The sequence below is a fragment of the Streptomyces millisiae genome (genome assembly GCF_031845425.1).
Taxonomy (GTDB): Bacteria; Actinomycetota; Actinomycetes; order Streptomycetales; family Streptomycetaceae; genus Streptomyces; species Streptomyces millisiae.
This window is the reverse complement of the sequence record NZ_JAVREM010000060.1, coordinates 1-19036: the sequence shown is the minus strand read 5'-3', so window position 1 is coordinate 19036 and position 19036 is coordinate 1. Positions and strand designations below refer to the sequence as shown.

Annotated in this window: 16 protein-coding genes; 9 read left to right on the top strand and 7 right to left on the bottom strand. The window is 73.9% G+C overall.

Going from position 1 to position 19036, the window contains the following annotated elements:
* Positions 1-149: 149 nt before the first annotated feature.
* Genes opcA through tal form a run of 3 tightly spaced genes read right to left on the bottom strand, consistent with a single transcriptional unit; the run spans position 150 to position 3807 of the window.
* Entirely contained in the window at positions 150-1133 is a 984-nt protein-coding gene (gene opcA / locus RNC47_RS28775; RefSeq protein ID WP_311602881.1) for a glucose-6-phosphate dehydrogenase assembly protein OpcA, read from the bottom strand.
* A complete protein-coding gene (gene zwf / locus RNC47_RS28770; protein ID WP_311602879.1) occupies positions 1130-2677 on the bottom strand; it encodes a glucose-6-phosphate dehydrogenase in 1548 nt (515 codons plus the stop codon). Before zwf ends, opcA begins: the two co-directional genes overlap by 4 nt.
* A 5-nt stretch (positions 2678-2682) precedes the next feature.
* Positions 2683-3807, bottom strand: a complete 1125-nt coding sequence (gene tal / locus RNC47_RS28765) for a transaldolase (RefSeq protein ID WP_311602878.1) — start codon at positions 3805-3807, stop codon at positions 2683-2685.
* A 299-nt stretch (positions 3808-4106) separates the two neighbouring features.
* Here tal and RNC47_RS28760 point away from each other — a divergent pair, with 299 nt between their 5' ends.
* From RNC47_RS28760 to rhaS, 5 genes are all read left to right on the top strand, one after another.
* A complete protein-coding gene (locus tag RNC47_RS28760) occupies positions 4107-4715 on the top strand; it encodes a TOPRIM nucleotidyl transferase/hydrolase domain-containing protein (protein WP_394814903.1) in 609 nt (202 codons plus the stop codon).
* A gap of 453 nt (positions 4716-5168) precedes the next feature.
* Positions 5169-6665 (top strand): sugar ABC transporter ATP-binding protein, encoded by a 1497-nt coding sequence (locus RNC47_RS28755; RefSeq protein WP_311602875.1) that lies wholly within the window; start codon positions 5169-5171, stop codon positions 6663-6665.
* Positions 6662-7717, top strand: coding sequence for an ABC transporter permease (locus RNC47_RS28750; protein ID WP_311602873.1), 1056 nt, complete (start codon positions 6662-6664; stop codon positions 7715-7717). Before RNC47_RS28755 ends, RNC47_RS28750 begins: the two co-directional genes overlap by 4 nt.
* On the top strand, positions 7707-8729 hold the full coding sequence (locus tag RNC47_RS28745) for an ABC transporter permease (RefSeq protein ID WP_311602872.1): 1023 nt from the start codon (positions 7707-7709) through the stop codon (positions 8727-8729). Before RNC47_RS28750 ends, RNC47_RS28745 begins: the two co-directional genes overlap by 11 nt.
* A gap of 65 nt (positions 8730-8794) precedes the next feature.
* Positions 8795-9886, top strand: a complete 1092-nt coding sequence (gene rhaS / locus RNC47_RS28740; protein WP_311602870.1) for a rhamnose ABC transporter substrate-binding protein — start codon at positions 8795-8797, stop codon at positions 9884-9886.
* A 196-nt stretch (positions 9887-10082) separates the two neighbouring features.
* Here the strand turns inward: rhaS and RNC47_RS28735 are convergent, their stop codons facing one another.
* The 4 genes from RNC47_RS28735 to RNC47_RS28720 form a co-directional block, all read right to left on the bottom strand.
* The gene (locus tag RNC47_RS28735; RefSeq protein ID WP_311602868.1) at positions 10083-10559 is read right to left on the bottom strand and encodes a hypothetical protein; all 477 of its coding nucleotides are present in this window, start codon (positions 10557-10559) and stop codon (positions 10083-10085) included.
* Between the two features lie 430 nt (positions 10560-10989).
* Positions 10990-11511, bottom strand: coding sequence for an RICIN domain-containing protein (locus RNC47_RS28730; protein WP_311602866.1), 522 nt, complete (start codon positions 11509-11511; stop codon positions 10990-10992).
* 321 nt (positions 11512-11832) lie between these two features.
* On the bottom strand, positions 11833-12606 hold the full coding sequence (locus RNC47_RS28725; RefSeq protein WP_311602864.1) for an ABC transporter permease: 774 nt from the start codon (positions 12604-12606) through the stop codon (positions 11833-11835).
* The gene (locus tag RNC47_RS28720) at positions 12606-13589 is read right to left on the bottom strand and encodes an ATP-binding cassette domain-containing protein (protein ID WP_311602863.1); all 984 of its coding nucleotides are present in this window, start codon (positions 13587-13589) and stop codon (positions 12606-12608) included. The genes RNC47_RS28725 and RNC47_RS28720 overlap by 1 nt, the downstream gene beginning before the upstream one ends.
* 91 nt (positions 13590-13680) lie before the next feature.
* Here RNC47_RS28720 and RNC47_RS28715 point away from each other — a divergent pair, with 91 nt between their 5' ends.
* The 4 genes from RNC47_RS28715 to gndA all read left to right on the top strand — a co-directional run bounded on the left by RNC47_RS28715 (position 13681) and on the right by gndA (position 18995).
* Positions 13681-14304 (top strand): nucleoside/nucleotide kinase family protein, encoded by a 624-nt coding sequence (locus RNC47_RS28715; RefSeq protein WP_311602861.1) that lies wholly within the window; start codon positions 13681-13683, stop codon positions 14302-14304.
* 138 nt (positions 14305-14442) lie between these two features.
* A complete protein-coding gene (locus RNC47_RS28710) occupies positions 14443-15735 on the top strand; it encodes a P-loop NTPase (RefSeq protein ID WP_311602860.1) in 1293 nt (430 codons plus the stop codon).
* 30 nt (positions 15736-15765) lie between these two features.
* A complete protein-coding gene (locus RNC47_RS28705) occupies positions 15766-17463 on the top strand; it encodes a tetratricopeptide repeat protein (protein WP_311602858.1) in 1698 nt (565 codons plus the stop codon).
* A gap of 92 nt (positions 17464-17555) precedes the next feature.
* Positions 17556-18995 carry an NADP-dependent phosphogluconate dehydrogenase gene (gene gndA / locus RNC47_RS28700; protein WP_311602856.1) on the top strand — a complete coding sequence of 480 codons (1440 nt, stop codon included), beginning with the start codon at positions 17556-17558 and terminating at the stop codon, positions 18993-18995.
* Positions 18996-19036 lie beyond the last annotated feature (41 nt).

Sequence of the window (19036 nt, the reverse complement as noted above, 5' to 3'; positions counted from 1 at the left end):
AGGCGCCATGGAGCGAGCTCGGCCACCTGCGGCTGCGGATCACGGACCGCGCCGTCGTGCTGCGCACCTACAAACATGTGGGGCGCGTGCTCGACCGGCGCGGTCACAGCGTGCGGGCGTGCCCACCGACCTGTGGGACTGACCGTCGGCTAGCCCGCGGCCTCGGCCGCGGCGGGTGCCACCTCCTGCTCGACCGCGAACCCGGTGGCGGCGGACGGCGCCCGCACGGTGGCGCGCAGTGCCGCGGCGTACGCCTCGTCCGGGTCGAGCCGGCGCAGCTCCTCGGCGATCAGCTCCGCGGTGTTGCGGACCTTCAGCGCCAGGGTGCGGTCCGGCTGGCCGGGGATGGCGAGCTTCGCCACCGCGCCCTCGGGCCGGTCGATGTGGATCTCGCCGCCGGCCGTCCGCAGCCGGACGGCGGTGACCACGGGGCCTTCCGTGACCACCTGCTCCACCGGCACGCCGAGCCGGGCCGCGAACCAGCGGGCGAGCAGCTCGGCGCTGGGGTTCTCGGCCTCGCTCTCCACCACGGCCGACAGCACGTCGGCGCGCGCCTGGTCGAGCGCGGCCGCCAGCATGGAGCGCCAGGGGGTGAGCCGGGTCCAGGCCAGGTCGGTGTCGCCGGGCGCGTACGACGCGGCCCGCGCCGCCAACGCCTTCAGCGGCTCCTCGACGGCGTAGGAGTCGGTGATCCGGCGCTGCGCGAGCGCCCCGAGGCGGTCCCGGGCCGGGTCGGCCGGCGCCTCGACCGGCCACCAGACCACCACCGGCGCGTCCGGCAGCAGCAGCGGCAGCACCACCGAGTCGGCGTGGTCGGCCAGTTCGCCGCGCAGCCGCAGCAGCACCGTCTCGCCGTTGCCCTCGTCGCCGCCGACCCGCACCTCCGCGTCGAGCCGCGACTCGGTGCGGCGCGCGGCGCCGCGGCCGGGGCGGCGGATGATCACCAGGATCCGGCTCGGGTGCTCACGCGCCGCGTCCCGCGCCGCCTTCAGCGAGTCGTGCGCGTTCTCCTCGTCGGTGACGATGACCAGGGTCAGCACCATGCCGACGGCGGGGCTGCCGGCGGCGCGCCTGGCCTCGACGAGCGCCGCGTTGATCCTGCTCGATGTCGTGCCGGTCAGTTCGATGCTCATGGCCGCCGCCAGCTCCTTCCCTCTTGTGCCAGCATCCGGTCCGCCTCGACCGGACCCCAGGTGCCGGCCGCGTAGGGCGCCGGCCTGCCGTGCCGGTCCCAGTACTCCTCGATCGGATCGAGGATCCGCCACGACTCCTCGACCTCCTGGTGGCGGGGGAAGAGGTTGGCGTCGCCGAGCAGCACGTCGAGCAGCAGGCGTTCGTACGCCTCGGGGCTGGACTCGGTGAAGGACTCGCCGTAGGCGAAGTCCATGGTGACGTCCCTGATCTCCATCTGGGTGCCGGGCACCTTGGAGCCGAACCGCACCGTGACGCCCTCGTCCGGCTGCACCCGGATCACCAGCGCGTTCTGCCCGAGCTCCTGGGTGTCGGTGGTGTCGAACGGCGAGTGCGGGGCGCGCTGGAAGACCACCGCGATCTCCGTGACCCGGCGGCCGAGGCGCTTGCCGGTGCGCAGGTAGAACGGCACCCCGGCCCAGCGCCGGTTGTCGATCTCCAGCTTGACGGCCGCGTAGGTGTCGGTCTTGGACTGCGGGCTGATGCCCGCCTCCTCCAGGTAGCCGGCGACCTTCTCGCCGCCCTGCCAGCCGCCCGTGTACTGGCCGCGCACCGTGTGCCGGCCCAGGTCGGCGGGCAGCTTGACGGCGCGCAGCACCTTCAGCTTCTCCTCGACCAGCGCGTCCGCGTCGAAGCCGGAGGGCTCCTCCATGGCGGTGAGGGCGAGCAGCTGGAGCAGGTGGTTCTGGATGACGTCGCGGGCGGAGCCGATGCCGTCGTAGTAGCCGGCGCGGCCGCCGATGCCGATGTCCTCGGCCATGGTGATCTGCACGTGGTCCACGTAGGACCGGTTCCAGATCGGCTCGAACATCGTGTTGGCGAACCGCAGCGCCAGGATGTTCTGGACCGTCTCCTTGCCCAGGTAGTGGTCGATCCGGAACACCTCGCGGGGCGGGAAGACCTCGTGCACCACCGCGTTGAGCTCCTCGGCGCTGGCCAGGTCGTGACCGAAGGGCTTCTCGATCACCGCCCGCCGCCACGAGCCGCCCGGCGCCTCCGACAGGCCGTGCCGCTTGAGCTGCCGCACCACCTGGGGGAAGAACTTCGGCGGCACGGAGAGGTAGAACGCGAAGTTGCCGCTGGTGCCGCGCGCCGCGTCCAGCTCCTCCACGGTCTCGCGCAGCCGCTTGAACGCCTCGTCGTCGTCGAACACGCCGGGGACGAAGCGCATCCCCTGGCTCAGCTCCTCCCAGACCTCCTCGCGGAAGGGGGTGCGGGCGTGCGCCTTGACGGCGTCGTGCACCTCCTTCGCGAAGTCCTCGTGCTCCCAGTCCCGGCGGGCGAAGCCCACCAGCGAGAAGCCCGGCGGCAGCAGACCCCGGTTGGCGAGGTCGTAGACCGCCGGCATCAGCTTCTTGCGCGACAGGTCACCCGTCACACCGAAGATCACCAGACCGGAGGGGCCCGCGATGCGCGGCAGCCGCCGGTCGGTCGCCGGGTCGAGCAGCGGGTTGACCCAGCTGTCCCGGCTGTCGTGGTCGGTCATCGTGGTCAGGCCCCCTTGGCGGCCAGCCGCGCCAGGGCGGCCTCGGTGGAGTCCAGCAGCTCCTGCCAGGCCTGCTCGAACTTGGCCACGCCCTCGTCCTCCAGGAGCTGCACCACCTCGTCGTAGGAGACGCCGAGCTCGCCCAGCGCGTCGAGGTCGGCGCGGGCCTGCGCGTAGCCGCCGGTCACCGTGTCCCCGCTGACGACGCCGTGGTCCTCGGTGGCCAACAGGGTCGGCTCCGGCATGGTGTTGACCGTGCCGGGCGCCACCAGCTCGGTGACGTAGAGGGTGTCGGGGTAGGCCGGGTCCTTGACGCCGGTGGAGGCCCACAGCGGCCGCTGCGGGTTGGCGCCCTCCCGCGACAGGGCCTGCCAGCGGTCGGCCGCCACGACCTCCTCGAACGCCTGGTACGCCAGGCGGGCGTTGGCGAGGGCGGCCCGGCCCTTGAGGGCCTTGGCGGCGTCGGTGCCGATCGCGTCGAGCCGCTTGTCGACCTCGGTGTCCACGCGCGAGACGAAGAACGACGCCACCGAGTAGATGGCCGACAGGTCGAGCCCGGCGGCCTTCGCCCTCTCCAGGCCCGCCTGGTACGCGTCCATCACCTCGCGGTAGCGCTCCAGGGAGAAGATCAGCGTCACGTTCACGCTGATCCCCTGCGCGATCACCTCGGTGATGGCCGGCAGCCCGGCCCGGGTCGCCGGGATCTTGATCAGCGCGTTGGGCCGGTCGACCAGCCAGGCCAGCTGCTTGGCCTCGGCTATCGTCGCGGCCGTGTCGTGCGCGAAACGGGGGTCGACCTCGATCGACACCCGGCCGTCCGCCCCGCCGCTCGCCTCGTACACCGGGCGCAGCACGTCCGCCGCGTCCCGCACGTCGACGGTGGTGATCATGCGAAGGGCCTCGTCGACGGTGACCTTCCGCGCGGCCAGCTCCGTCAACTGCTCCTCGTAGCCGTCGCCGCCTGAGATCGCCTTCTGGAAGATCGCCGGATTGGTCGTGACCCCGACCACCTGCCGGCCCTCGATCAGCCCAGCCAGATCCCCCGACGCGATCCGCCGCCGGGACAGGTCGTCCAGCCAGATCGCCACCCCCTCGTCGGAGAGCCGCTTGAGTGCGTCGGTCTTGGACATCTCGTCTCCTGCTGTCAGTGTTCCGTGCTTGTCTCAGTGCGCGCCGGCCCTCGAAGATTCCCGAGTGCCCCGCCCAAGCTTCCGCCCTCGCGCGCACATCAGTCCAGCGCGATCCGCCCTGCGGGCGGCCCGACCTGCGCCAACCCCGGGCCGGCACGGGCCGGTTGCGGGCCGGGGCCGCTTCTCCTCGTCCCCCGTTACGCGAAGGGCGAACGCGGCGGCCGGCCGCGCCGAGGAGCGACGGCGGAAATTCCCTACCGCGGTGGCCGGAAAGGGCGGAGACTCGCCTCGTGCTTGAGATGGAGGCGTTCCGCGCGGCGGTCACCGCGTGGGCGGCCGGCGGCCCCGGCGACCGGGCGCGCGAGTTGGCGACCCGACTGCCCCTCCGGGCGGTCGTCCTGCTCGAAGGACCGAGCGACAGGGCGGCGGTCGACGCGCTCGCCGCGCGCCGTGGCCGGGACCTGGCGGCCGAGGGGGTCTGCGTCCTGTCGATGGGCGGCGCGATGAGTGTCGGCCGCTTCACCAGCCTCCTCGGGCCGCCCGGCCTCGGGCTCCGGCTCACGGGTCTCTGCGACGAGGCGGAGCACGGCTTCTACACCCGCGGCTGGGAGCGGGCCGGCGTGCCGCCGCGGGGCATCTTCGTCTGCGCGGCGGACCTGGAGGACGAGCTCATCCGCGCCCTGGGCGTGTCCCGGGTGCGGGAACTGGTCGGCGCGGAGGGCGACCTGCGCGCGCTGGAGACCTTCCTGCGACAGCCCGCGCAGCGGGGCCGTACCCCGCAGCAGCAGTTGCGGCGTTTCCTCGGCACCAAGAAGGGGCGCAAGATCCGCTACGGCCACGTCCTCGTCCAGGCGCTCGACCCCGACCGGGTGCCCCCACCACTCGCCGGCCTGCTGGCCGACGTCTGACCGCGGCGCGGCACAGCCGGGGCGGAGAAGCGACCGACCCCCGTGACGGGAAGCGCCCGGGCCGGCGCGCCGGCCCGCGCAGAGCCCGACCGCGATGAGCCGCGGGGCACGCGGCGCGGCGCCGCGCGCGAAGCGCCCCGCTGGCCGACGTCTGACCGCGGCGCGCGAGCACGACCGGCCCGTGCGCGACGATTGGTCGGGACGAGAAGTGCTCGCGTGGCGAACGCATCGGGCACGGCCGGAGGGTCGCCGCCGGCGCGCCGGCCCGCGCAGAGCACGCGGCACGGCAACCGCTGTGGCGCCGCGCGCGAAGCGCCCCGCCCCGCACCCGCGCGACACGTCGATTTGTCGGGCAACGCCCGACCACCGCACGGCTATTGACATCGGCAGAACGCGCCCCCTACGGTCGACAGCGCGAGGTTGAATCGTTTCACCGCGTGACGAGGGAGTGCCGTGTCGTTGCTCCAACTACGCGAGGTCACCAAGTCCTTCGGGCCCGTCGCCGCCGTGCGGGACGTGTCCTTATCGCTCGAACCCGGCCGGGTGCACGCCCTCGTCGGGGAGAACGGCGCCGGCAAGTCGACGATCGTCAAGATGCTGGCCGGCGTCCACCAGCCCGACACCGGGGCGGTCGTGCTCGACGGGCGGCCGACCCGGCTCGGTGGCCCGGCCGCGGCGCTGGACGCCGGGATCGCCGTCATCTACCAGGAGCCCACCCTCTTCCCCGACCTGTCCGTCGCCGAGAACATCTTCATGGGCCGTCAGCCCACCACCCGCCTCGGCCGCATCGACCGGGCCGCGCTGCGCGCCGCCACGACCCGGCTCTTCGAACGGCTCGGCGTCGCCGTCGATCCCGACCGGCCGGCCCGTGGCCTGTCCATCGCCGACCAGCAGCTCGTCGAGATCGCCAAGGCCCTGTCCGTCGAGGCGCGGGTCTTCGTGATGGACGAGCCGACCGCCGCGCTCTCCGGCGTCGAGGTGGAGCGGCTGTTCGCGGTGGTCCGCGGCCTGTGCCGGCGGGGCGCCGCCGTGCTGTTCATCTCGCACCGCTTCGACGAGGTCTTCTCGCTCTCCGACGACATCACCGTGCTGCGCGACGGCGGCCTGGTCTCCACCGATCCCGTCGCCGAGGTGACGCCGGAGACCGTGGTGCGCCGGATGGTCGGCCGGGACGTCGCAGCGCTGTTCCCGAAGGAGGAGACCGAGCCGGGCGAGACCGTGCTCGAGGTGCGCGGCCTTGGTCGGGCGGGCGTCTTCCACGACGTCGGCTTCTCGGTGCGCGCCGGCGAGATCGTGGCGTTGGCCGGCCTGGTGGGTGCCGGCCGCAGCGAGGTGGTACGGGCGGTCTTCGGCGTGGACCGCTACGACACCGGCGAGGTACGGGTCGCAGGTACCCGGCTGCCCCCGGGCTCCCCCGCCCGGGCGATGGCCGCCGGCCTCGCGCTGGTGCCCGAGGACCGCCGGCAGCAGGGGCTCGTGATGGAGCTGTCCATCGAGCGCAACGCCACCCTGACCCGGCTGCGCCACCTGACCCGGCTCGGCCTGCTGACCGGCGGCGGCGAGCGGCGGGCCGCGGCCGAGTGGGCCGAGCGGCTGCGGGTGCGGTTCGGTCGGCTCGCCGACCCGGTGGCCACGCTCTCCGGCGGCAACCAGCAGAAGGTGGTGCTGGCCAAGTGGCTGGCGACCGGGCCGCGGGTGCTGATCGTGGACGAGCCGACCCGCGGCATCGACGTCGGCACCAAGGCCGAGGTGCACCGGACCATGTCCCGGCTCGCCGGCGAGGGTCTCGCGGTACTGATGGTCTCCTCGGAACTGCCGGAGGTGCTCGGCATGGCCGACCGGGTACTGGTGATGCGCGAGGGCCGGGTCACCGCCGAACTGTCGCGGGACGAGGCCACCGAGGAGTCGGTGATGTTCGCGGCCACCGGGCAGCGGGGGGTGGCGGCATGAGCGCGACCGGCACGGACTCCTCGGTGGCCCCGCCCGGCCAGCGGCCGGCGCGCCCGCGCCGCGGCGAGGGACTGCGCCGGCTCGGCGCGGCCAGGGAGCTCGGGGTGCTGCTGGCACTCGCGGCGCTGGTGGCGGTGACGGCGGCGTCCAACTCCCGTTTCCTCTCCGCCCAGTCGGTCCAGGACGTGCTGCTGAGCGCCGCCATCCTGGTGGTACTCGCGGTCGGCCAGACGCTGGTGATCGTGACCCGCAACATCGACCTCTCGGTCGGCTCGGTCCTGGGCCTCGCGGCCTTCGGCACCGGCCAGTTGATGTCCTCGGCGCCCGGCACGCCGATCCCGCTGGCGCTGCTCGCCGGGCTCGCGCTCGGCGCGCTGTGCGGGGTGGTCAACGGCGCGCTGATCGCCGCGGCCCGGGTGCCGGCGCTGGTGATCACGCTGGGCACGTTGTACGTCTTCCGCGGCGTCGACCACAGTTGGGCGGCGGGCGAGCAGATCAACGCCGCCGACATGCCGCGCGGGTTCCTGGACTTCGGCACCGCGACGGTGCTCGGGGTGCCGGTGCTGGCGCTGATCGCGGTCGCGGTGCTCGTCGTGGTGGGGAGCTACCTGGGCTCGTACCGCGGCGGCCGGGAGCTGTACGCGATCGGCTCGGAGCCGACGGCGGCCCGGCTCTCCGGCATCCCGGTCGGGCGGCGGGTGTTCGGCGCCTTCGTGGCGAGCGGCGCGCTCGCCGGCCTCGCCGGGGTGCTGCACGCGGCCAGGTTCGGCACGGTGGACGCCACGGTGGGCACCGGGCTCGAACTCCAGGTGGTGGCCGCGGCGGTGGTCGGCGGGGTGGCGATCTTCGGTGGCAGCGGGTCGGCGTACGGCGCGGCGCTCGGCGCGCTGCTGCTGACCACCATCGGCAGCTCGCTCGCGGTGCTGCGGGTGGATCCGTTCTGGCAGCAGGCCGTGGTGGGCGGGTTGATCCTCGCGGCGATCGGGCTCGACCGACTGCTGGCGGCCCGGGTGGCCGGCCGGCGGAGCAGGAGGGTGTTCGATGGTGCGTGACACGCTCTACGCGAGTTCCCAGGAGTCGCGGGACGGCCGGGCCCGGGCCGGGCTCGCCTCGTTGGTGCGGTGGGAGAGCGCGGTCGTCCTGGTCCTGCTGCTCGTGGTGGTGGGCGCGGGGCTCGGCGTGGACGGCTTCGCCGACGCGCGCAACGCCAGGTTCCTGATGCTCGACGCGGTGGCGGTGCTGCTGATCGCGCTGCCGGTGACGCTCGTGGTGATCACCGGCGAGATCGACCTGTCGGTGGCGAGCACGCTCGGTCTGTGCAGCGCGGTGATGGGCCAACTCTGGCTCTCCGGCTGGCCGTTGGAGCTGATCGTGGTGGCGGTGGTGGCGCTCGGCGCGCTGCTCGGCGCCGTCAACGGGCTCTTCGTCACCGGCTTCGGACTGCCGTCGCTGGCCGTGACCATCGGCACGCTCGCGGCGTACCGGGGGCTGGCGTTCGTGGTCCTCGGCGACCAGGCGGTGGCCGACTTCCCGACCGACTGGACGAGCGCGGCGGCCGACACGGTGGCCGGCGGGGCGCTGCCCTGGGCGATGGTGATCACCCTCCTGCTCGCCGTCGGCTTCGGCGTGACGCTGCATCTGACGCCGTTCGGGCGGCAGTTGTACGCCATCGGCAACAACGCCGAGGCGGCCGCGTTCGCCGGTGTCCCGGTGGCCAGGGCCAGGTTCTGGCTGTTCGTGGCCTGCGGCGCGGTCTCGGGCCTGGCCGGCGTCTACTGGACGCTGCGGTACGCCAGCGCGCGGGCCGACAACGGCGAGGGCCTCGAACTGGCCGTGGTGGCCGCCGTGTTGCTGGGCGGGGTGTCCATCTTCGGCGGCCGGGGCACGCTGCTCGGGGTGCTGGCCGGGGTGCTGCTGCTCGCGACGCTGCGCAACGCCCTCCAACTCGCCGATGTGCGGGCCGACACGCTCGACATCGTCACCGGTTCGCTGCTGATCGCCTCGGTGGTGGTACCCAACGCCGTGGCGCTGGCCCGCGCCAGACTCCGCCGGCGCGCCACGTGACGGGACCGTCGCAGCTCCCTCCCATCCACCCACCGGAATCGCTCCCCACGGAAGGAAGTGGTCCGATGTACCCGCACAGCCGACCCGCCCACCGTCGTCGCCGCGCCGGCGTCGCGGCCCTCGCGTTGGCCGCGCTGCTCGCCGCGGCCGGCTGCTCAGGCACCACGCGCGGCGAGGAGGAGACCGGCGGCGGGGGCGCCCGTGCGACGGCCGAGGCCGACCCCGACGCGCCGCTGGTCGAGGGCCTGAGCGTCGCCTTCCTGCCCAAGCAGGTCAACAACCCCTACTTCACGGTGGCCAACCAGGGCGGCCGGGCGGCGGTCGAGGAGTTCGCCGGCGAGTACAAGGAGGTCGGCCCCTCGGAGGCCAGCGCCTCCTCGCAGGTGAGCTACGTCAACACCCTCTCCCAGCAGGGCACCGACGTGATCGCGACGGCGGCCAACGACCCCAACGCCGTGTGCGGGGCGCTCAACGCCGCGCGCGATGCCGGCGCGCACGTGGTGACGTTCGACTCGGACGCCAGCCCCGAGTGTCGCGACCTGTTCGTGAACCAGGCGACGGCGGAGGGCATCGCCCAGATCCAGGTCGAGCTGATCGCGGAACAGATCGGCGGCGCCGGGCAGATCGCCATCCTCTCCGCGACCCCCAACGCCACCAACCAGAACACCTGGATCGAGCTGATGGAGGAGGAGCTGGCGAAGCCCGAGTACGCCGACATCGAGCTGGTGACCGTGGCCTACGGCAACGACGAGGACGAGAAGTCGTTCCAGGAGACCCAGGGCCTGCTGCGCTCCTACCCCGACCTGGCCGGGATCGTGTCGCCGACCACGGTGGGACTCGCCGCCGCGGCCCGCTACCTCTCAGGCTCCGAGTACCAGGGCGAGGTGGCCCTGACCGGGCTCGGCACGCCCAACCAGATGCGGGAGTTCGTGGCCGACGGCACGGTGGAGTCGTTCGCCCTGTGGGACCCGGCCGACCTGGGCTACCTGGCGGCCTACGCGGGCGCGGCGCTGGCCTCCGGCCAGATCACGGGGGCCGAGGGCGAGACCTTCACGGCCGGTGAACTCGGCGAGTACGAGGTGGGCGCGGACGGCGTGGTGGTGCTCGGCCCACCGACGGTCTTCGACGCGGAGAACATCGACGAGTTCGACTTCTGATCGACGACGCCTCACCCCGGCCGCGGCCGGAACCGCACCGACGGTCCGCCCGCGGCCGGCGTGACCGGGTGAGGTTGAGAGCCGGACCGGGGGCGGCGAGCGCGGTGGAGGAGCACGCGGGATTCGCATGCGGACGCCGAGCCGTGGTCGTCACGTCCGCCGAGGGCTCCGGTCGCGCGGGCGGCCCCGACACCCCTCAGTCGCGGGTGGCTCCCGCCGGCCACACCACGCGGACCGGCACGCCGGTGCGCTGCGCGTACGAGACCACGTCAGCCGTCCCGCCGTATCCGCGGGCCGGCTGGCCGTCCCACACGGCGACGAGGTGGTCGACCAGGCCGACGAGGACCTCGCTGCCGACCATGTGCGCCTGCGAGTCCGACTCGGTCAGACCGGTCCGATGCACGTCCGACGCGGCGGACAACAGCGCGTCGTACTCGGCGTGGTGCCAGCCCGGCAGGCCGTCGCGATAGGCGTCGGCCGGGATCACGACCTCGATCCGGCCACCGAGGTCGAGGACCGCGCGGGCGAACCAGGAGTCGGGGCCGTCCGCGATGCATGAGACGCCCACCAGGCTCTCAGGCGAGTACCGCGCGAGGTCGGCGCGGAGGGCGTCGCGGACTATGCGGGCCACGTCGGCCGGCAGTCCGCGATGGCCGGTGATTCCCACGCGCACGGGGCACCTCCCACGCGTCGAGCGGTTCGGCGAGATCCTCGACATGTCGGGCCAGAGAATGGGCGCCCCCCACGGGGATCGGCCCGTGCCGCGCTGGTCGTACCGGTACATGGGTGCGAGGTCCGCGACCATGCGAGCGACACCGCCCAGATAGTCCGGCAGCCCCCGGGCCGCCGGCGGCTGCCGAGTCGTGTCCCCAAGCACCGTCCAGCGCAACCGCGCCCCATCGGTCCCATCGACGCGAGCCCCTGCATCTCTGTCAAGGTCACTGTGGAGAACCTATCGATCTCGCCGATCCTTCGCCAAGGTTGAAGGGCAAGCGCCAAGCCACAATCCGCATGCCCCGATCCTGCCCCGCGTCGGCGGCACAGCAGCAGCCACCGGTGACACGAGTCCGGATGAGTCGGTGTCATCCTCTCCAAGCCTCATATCAGTTGGGGTCACCGGCCCACACGTAGTAGTCATAAGAGATGACACCGAGGGTCGTGGCGTAGACGTTGTCGTTCACGTCGCTGGTCCGCAGGTAGTGCCCGGTCGCCATGGACTGGATCCTTCCGGTCGAGTTGGTGTAGTGCCACTGCTGATTCGGTTCGTCGCACGGTGCCAGCCAGACGGGATCCGGTCCCGAACTGCTGCCGGTCGTCAGACAAGTGCCGGTCTCCCGGTTCATGATTCGGCTCTGTTCGCCGCTGTTGCTGAGGAAGTCCCACTGCTGGTAGTGCGCGCCTCCGCTGCAGTTGGGTGCCCAGACATTGCCGCTCGGCGCTCCGGAGACGCACCCGAGCGTCGCGACGTTCACGAACGTCCAGTAGGTCGCCTGCTGCGCCGACGCGGTGGAGAGGGTGCCCGACATGGTGAGGGCCATGGCGGCGCCGGCGGCGACGAACGCCGAACGCCTGGCCCACGTGCGCCGTGGAGCGGAAGTCGACTCGGCTGCGGGTGCCTTGCTCATCCTGATCACATCAACCCATCGTCTGGTCCCGAACTCGTTGGACGGACGCCGGTCATTCCTTCGCGCGAAGGGGACGGTCCGTCGCCACGACCGTAGAAAAGGCCCTGACGGCCAGCCAGAGTGCACGGTGCCCAGTTCCGCGTGCCGGATCGTGCATGGTGGTCTGCGAGGCATTCTGACGATCACGGAGATCCCAGAACGTGAAGGGCTCCCCTCGCCAGTTCGCCTCCCTGGTGATCGGCGCTACACGTGCCTCAGACCGGGGCGGTGACCGGGGCATTCACCGGTGCCGGTGAGCGCGCGGACGGGGTCGACGGCTCGTCAGTCGGTGAGGTCGTGGTAGAGCCGCGCGGCGATCAGGAAGAAGACCAGGAAGATGCCGGCGGCCCAGACCAGCGAGAGCCAGACGTGGTGGTAGGCGGGGCCGCCGCCGAACAGCGCGCGGAGCGCGTCGATGGTGATGCTGACCGGCTGGTTGCGGGCGAAGGGCTGGAGCCAGCTCGGCATGGTGGCCACCGGCACGAACGCCGAGCTGGCGAAGACCAGGATGAAGAACGGCAGGATGCCCGCCACCTGGGCGGTCTCGGGGTCCTTGGTGAGCAGGCCGATGGTGGCGTAGAGCCAGGAGAAGGCGTAGCCGAAGACAAGCGCGAGCAGCAGCCCGAGCACGATCGAGGGGAAGGCGGCGTGGAACCGGAAGCCGACGGCCGTGCCCAGGCCCACCATGAGGCCGAGCGCGAACACGCTGCGCGCGAGGTCGGCCAGGGTGCGGCCGGCCAGCACGGCGGAGCGTGCCATGGGCAGGCTGCGGAACCGGTCCACGATGCCGCTCTGCAGGTCCTGGGCGAGGCCGATGGAGGTGGCCATCCCGCCGATCATCACGGCCTCGAGGAAGACGGCGGGCACGACGTAGTCCACGTAGGAGATGCCGGGGACGGCGATGGCGCCACCGATGGCGTAGCGGAACAGCAACAGCAGCATGGCCGGCTGGATCGCGGTGAAGACCAGCAGCTGGGGGGTGCGGACCAGGCGTCGCAGGTTGCGCCCCGCGATGCCGCCGATGTCGCGGGCGGCGACCGCCGGGTTGGTGGCCATCAGCCCTCGCCTTCCGCGTCGCGCCGGGCGCTCTCGTCGGGTGGCTCGTCGGAGGAGGCGCCGGTGAGGGTCAGGAACACGTCGTCGAGCGAGGGGTGGCGCAGCGCCAGGTCGCGGAGTGGGACGCCGGCCCTGCCCAGCTCCTGGCCGGCCGCGATCAGGGCGTCGGTGCCGCCGGCGGTGGGCACGGTGACCCGCAGCGACTCGGGCTCGGTCTGGGCTTCGGCGCCCGCGACGCGGGTCAGGACCTCGGCGGCCCGGGACAGGTCCTCGCGGCGGGTGACCCTGACGTCCAGGACGTCGCCGCCGACCTGGGACTTCAGCTCGTCGGCGGTGCCCTGGGCGATGACCCGGCCGTTGTCGAGCACGGCGATGTGGTGGGCCAGGGACTCGGCCTCCTCCATGTACTGGGTGGTCAGCAGCACGGTGGTGTCGCCGGCGACCAGGTCCCTGATGAACTGCCACAGCTGGTTGCGGGTGCGCAGGTCGAGCCCGGTGGTGGGCTCGTCGAGGAACAGCACGGGCGGCCGGCCGACGAGGCAGGCGCCGAGGTCGAGGCGGCGGCGCATGCCGCCCGAGTAGGTGCGCACCGGCCGGTCGGCGGCGTCCTCGAGGGCGAAGGCCGCCAGGACCTCCCTGGCCCGCCGGCGGCGCTCGGCCCGGCCGACGTGGTACAGCAGCCCGACGAGCTCCAGGTTCTCGCGGCCGGTGAGCAGTTCGTCGACGGCCGCGTACTGACCGGCCAGGCCGATCCTGGAGCGCAGCGTGGCGGCGTCCGCGACGACGTCGCAGTCGGCGACCGTGGCCCGGCCGGAGTCGGGGCGCAGCAGGGTGGTCAGGACCCGCACCAGGGTGGTCTTGCCGGCGCCGTTGGGGCCGAGCAGGCCGAGCACCCGGCCGCGCTCCACGGAGATGTCGATGCCGTCGAGCGCCTTGGTCGCGCCGAACCTCTTGGTCACCCCCCGCGTCTCGATCACCGGCATGGGCGGCGCCTTTCGGGTCTCGCGGGCCAGCGGTCACCATTCTGCGGGCGGGCCGGGCGCGCCGCATCCGGAGTTCCGTAGGGTGCCGGCCATGGATCTCGACGCACTGGTGGGCAGGGCCAGGTCGCTGGCGGGCGGCGGCGCGACGCGGACGGTGCTGGGGCTGGCCGGGCCGCCGGGGGCCGGCAAGTCCACGTTGGCCCAGACGCTGACGGCGGCGCTCGGGGACGCCGCCGCCTACGTTCCGCTCGACGGCTTCCACCTGTCCAACGCGCAGCTCGACCGCCTCGGGCTGCGCTCGCGGAAGGGCTCGGAGCCGAGCTTCGACGTCCGGGGGTACGAGGCGCTGCTGCGCCGGCTGGTCGGCGAGCCGGCCAGGGAGGCGTATGTGCCGGACTTCGACCGGTCGCTCGACGAGCCGGTCGCGGCCCGCCACCTGGTGCCGGCCGGGGCCCGGCTGCTGGTGACCGAGGGGAACTACCTGGCCTGTGACCTGCCGGGCTGGCGGGAGGCGCGGGGCCTGATGGCCGAGGTGTGGTACGTGGACGCGGCGGCCGACCTGCGCGACGCGCGCCTGATGCGGCGGCACACCGGCTTCGGCCGGGACGAGGCGGCGGCCAGGGCGTGGATCGACGGCAACGACCGGCCCAACGCCGAGCTGGTCGAGCGCTCGCGGGACCGCTGCGACCTGGTGGTGACGTCACTGGCCGGCTGACCGCCCGGGCGCGCCCGCGGCGCGCGCCGGCGTGCGCCTCCGTGTGACGGTTTCGCAGCCAACCGCGGGGCCGGTGGGGACATTTCCGCGAGTAGCGTGAAAGCGGGTGGCCGGAATCCGGCGGGGAGGCGGGCGGCGATGACGAACGGTCAGGGGCGGTGGTGGCGGCGCCATCCGGGGGCGCTGGCGGCGATGAGCGGCGTGCTGATGACCGCCGGGGCGGGCAGCGCGCTGGCCGGCTTCGTCCCGTGGTGGCTCGCCCTGGTGCTCGGCCTCTCCTCGGGGCTTTTGACGGCGGCCGGCACGGCGCTCTGGGAGCGCCACGCGGCCGGTGTGGCGCGGCGCGCCGCCTGGCTGAACGCCGTCGCCGAGGGCCCGGGGCCGGATGACGCGGCGGCCCGGGGCAACAGCGTGCTGGCCGCGCTCAACCCGGAGGAGCGGGTGGTCGGCTTCAACCGGCTGCGGGACGGCGAGCTGCGGGCGCTGCTCGGCTGGTGCCAGGGGACGGGCCCGGACGCCCGGCGGGTGACGCTGGTGTCGGGCGCGCCGGGCGCCGGCAAGACGCGGCTGCTCGTGGAGTGCGCCGACCGGCTGACGCGGGCCGAGACCGTGCACGGCTGGGCGCGGCGCGACCGGGAGGCGGCGGCGGTGGCCGCGGCGGTGGCGTGGGAGCGTCCCGTGGTGCTGTTCGTCGACGACGCCGACACCAGGCCGGCGCTGCCCGCGCTGCTCGCGGATCTCGCGGCCACCGACGCCGAGGTGCGGGTGGTGCTCGCGGCCCGCGAGTTCGGCGAGTGGTGGGCGCGGCTGCGGGCCGGGCTGCCGCGTGAGGCGGCCAGGGAGCTGCCGCCGGCGGCCGACGTCGTGCTCGGCCCGCTGGCCACCACCGCGCAGGACCAGGCGCAGCTGTTCGACCAGGCGGGACGGTACTTCGCGCGCCGTTTCCACACGGCGCCGCCCGCCGCCACGCTGACGCCGCCGCACCACCCCGCGCAGCCGCTGATGCTGCACGCGGCGGCGGCCGTCGCCACCGTGCGGGGCCAGACGGGTCAGGTCACGGTGGACGACGGGGTGCGGCGGCTGTTCGCCGACGAGGAGTCCTGGTGGGAGCGGAGCGCCGCCGAGGCCGGCCTCACCCTCTCCAGGTCCGCGCTGCGCTCGGCGATCGTGGCCGCCACGGTGCTCGGCGCCCGGGACCTGGACGAGGCGGTGGCGCTGCTCGGCCACTTCCCCGGGCTGCCCCGGCACAACCCGGACGCCATGCGGCGGCTCGCCGAGTGGCTGCGCGAGTCCTACCCGCAGCGCGCCGGCGTCTGGCTCGACCCGCACCTGCCGGCCCGGCTCGTCGAGCGCTACGTCGCGGACCAGCTGGCCGCGAGCCCGCCGCTGCGGGCGGCCGTGGTCGCCGCCGCGCTGGCGCCCGCGCCCTGAGCACCACCGGCCACGAAGGAGGCTGCGACGATGTCGTCCAGGACCAACGGCCCCGACCGGGCCATCCGGCTGCTCACCCTGCTGGCCAGGGCGGCCCAGCACACGCCGAGCGCGCTCGGGACGGTGACCGCGGTGATCGGCGAGGCCCCGGGGCGGCTGCTGCCGGTGGCCGTGGCCGTGGCCCACTCGGGCGCGGGCCCCATCGACCGCGCGGTCGCCGACGCGGTGCGCGCCAGCGAGCTGTCGCACGCCGAGCTGGTCGATCTCGAACAGCGGATCCCCTATCCGACACACGCGCTGGTGCACACCGCGGCCGCCGTCACCGGCCGGCTGCTCGACCTGCCGGAGGACGAGCCGTTGACGCACGCCAAGCGGCTCGGCGACCACGGCATCAGGCTGTCCGCGCTCGGCGAGTGGCCGGCCGCGTTGGCCGTGGACGAGCGGGCGGTGGCGATCGTGCGCGGGCTGTTCGCCGAGGATCCGGAGCCGCACGCCGCCGAGTTGGCCAGGCACCTGAGCAACCTGGGCGTCGACCTGGGCCGGCTCGGCCGGCACGCGGAGGGCCTGGCGGTCGCCCGGGAGGCGCTCGACCTGGTGCGCGGCCTGGCCGGCGAGGACTTCGCCCGCCACGGCCACCACCTGGTGGACGCCCTGCGGAACCTGGGCGTGGAGCTGTCCCGCGAGACACGCTGGCAGGAGGCGCTCGCGGTCGACGAGGAGGCCGTGGCCCTGGCCAGGCGGCTGGTGGCGGAGCAACCGGAGGACCATCTGGCGCGGCTGGCACGGTCGTTGATGACCGCCGGCGTCGACCTGACGAGCCTGGGCCGCTGGGACGAGGCGCTGACGGTCGACGAGGAGGCGGTGGCGATCCTGCGGGAGCTGGTGGCCGACGACCCGGACCGGCACGAGGCCGAGCTGGCCCAGGCGCTCAGCCATCTGGGCACCGACCTGCACCGGCTCCGCCGCCACGAGGAGGCGCTGCCCGCCTTCGCCGAGTCGGTGGCGATCGTCCGCCGGCTGGCCGCGGAGAACCCGGCGGCCCACGACGAGGACCTGCCGCGCGGGCTGGTCAAGCTCGGCTCCGTGCTGACCGAGCTCGGCCGGCACGAGGAGGCGCTGGCCGCCGACGAGGAGGCGCTGCGGCTGACCAGGCCGCTGGCCGGTCAGGACCCGGAGCGGCACGAGCCGGACCTGGCCCACGTCCTGGTGTGCCTCGCCGGCGACCTGTCGCGGCTGGAGCGGGACGCGGAGGCCGTCGTCCGGGACGAGGAGGCCGTCGCGATCAGCCGGCTCCTGGTGGCCCGCGCCCCCGAGGCCCACCGCCCCCAGCTGGCCAGGGCGTTACTCGGGCTCGGGGTGCGGGCGCACCGGCTGCGCCGCTGGGACGCCTCGCTGGCCGCCGACGAGGAGGCCGTCGACCTGCTGCGGGCGGCCGACCGGGCGAGCCCCGCACACCAGCCCGAGCTGGCGCACGCGCTCGGCAACCTCGCCGCGAGCCTCGTCTCCCTCGAACGGCACGAGGAGGCGCTGGCCGCCACCCGGGAGCAGGTGCGCCGCTACCGCCGGCTGCGGGACGACTGGCCGGGTGTCTTCGACGCCGAGCTGGCCGCCGCCGAGTCCGAGCTGCGGCGCCGCAGGGCCCGGGTCGGGATCGAGGGGCCCGACCCGGAGATCGCCGCGCCACGCCGGCCACCGGCCACTCGTCCGGATCCGCACCAGGTCGGCTGAGACTTTTTGTCTCATGCAGAGGTTGCGATCGCCCGTGACCCTGGTTGCATGGGGGCACGGGTGGGAGCAGCCTGACTACAGGAGTTGATGACATGGCGCGGCAGGCCCAGATCGGCGTCACCGGACTCGCGGTGATGGGGCGGAACCTGGCCCGGAACTTCGCCAGGCACGGGCACACCGTCGCCGTGCACAACCGCACCGCCGCCAGGACCAGGGACCTGGTGGCGACCTACGGCCACGAGGGTGACTTCGTGCCGGCCGAGACGGCCGAGGAGTTCGTCGCCTCGCTGGAGCGCCCCAGGCGCCTGGTGGTGATGGTCAAGGCGGGCGCCCCGACGGACGCGGTGATCGACGAGTTCGCGCCACTCCTGGAGCCGGGCGACATGATCGTGGACGGCGGGAACGCGCACTACCTGGACACCAGGCGGCGGGAGGCGGCGCTGCGCGAGCGCGGGCTGCACTTCGTGGGCTGCGGCATCTCCGGCGGCGAGGAGGGCGCGCTCAACGGCCCGAGCATCATGCCGGGCGGCTCCGCCGAGTCCTACCAGGCGCTCGGCCCGCTGCTGGAGAGCATCGCGGCCCAGGTCGACGGCGAGCCGTGCTGCGCGCACATCGGTCCGGACGGCGCCGGCCACTTCGTGAAGATGGTGCACAACGGCATCGAGTACGCCGACATGCAGCTGATCGCCGAGTCCTACGACCTGCTGCGCAAGGTCGCGGGGTACGAGCCGGCGCACATCGCCGAGATCTTCCGCAAGTGGAACACCGGCCGCCTCGACTCCTACCTGATCGAGATCACCGCGGAGGTGCTCGCGCACACCGACGCCGACACCGACCGGCCCTTCGTGGACATCGTGGCCGACCGGGCCGAACAGAAGGGCACCGGACGCTGGACCGTGCAGACCGCGCTCGACCTGGGCGTGCCGGTCTCCGGGATCTCGGAGGCCGTGTTCGCCCGCGCGCTCTCCGGCCACACCGAGCTGCGCGAGGCCGCGCGTTCGCTGCCCGGGCCGATCCGCCCCGAACTGCACCCGGACGACGCGGCCCGGTTCGCGGACAGCGTGGAACAGGCGCTCTACGCCTCCAAGATCGTGGCCTACGCGCAGGGCTGGCACCTGATGCGGGCCGGCAGCGCGGAGTACGGCTGGGACCTGGACCTCGGCACCATGGCCACCATCTGGCGCGGCGGCTGCATCATCAGGGCCCGCTTCCTGAACCGGATCCGCGAGGCGTACCGCCGGGGCGACGAGGCGCCGGTGACGCTGCTGTCCGACGAGACGTTCACCGAGGCGCTGCGGGACGCCCAGGTGGGCTGGCGGCACGTGGTCTCGCAGGCCACCGCGCTCGGCGTGCCGGCGCCCGGCTTCTCGGCCGCGCTCGCCTACTACGACGCGCTGCGCGCCGGCCGGCTGCCGGCCGCGCTGGTGCAGGGCCAGCGGGACTACTTCGGCGCCCACACCTACGAGCGCGTCGACCGCGACGGCTCCTTCCACACGCTCTGGGGCGAGGACCGCACCGAACACGAGGCGTAGCCGGCGACCGCCGGCGGGGGGCCGGGGTTCTCCCCACCCAC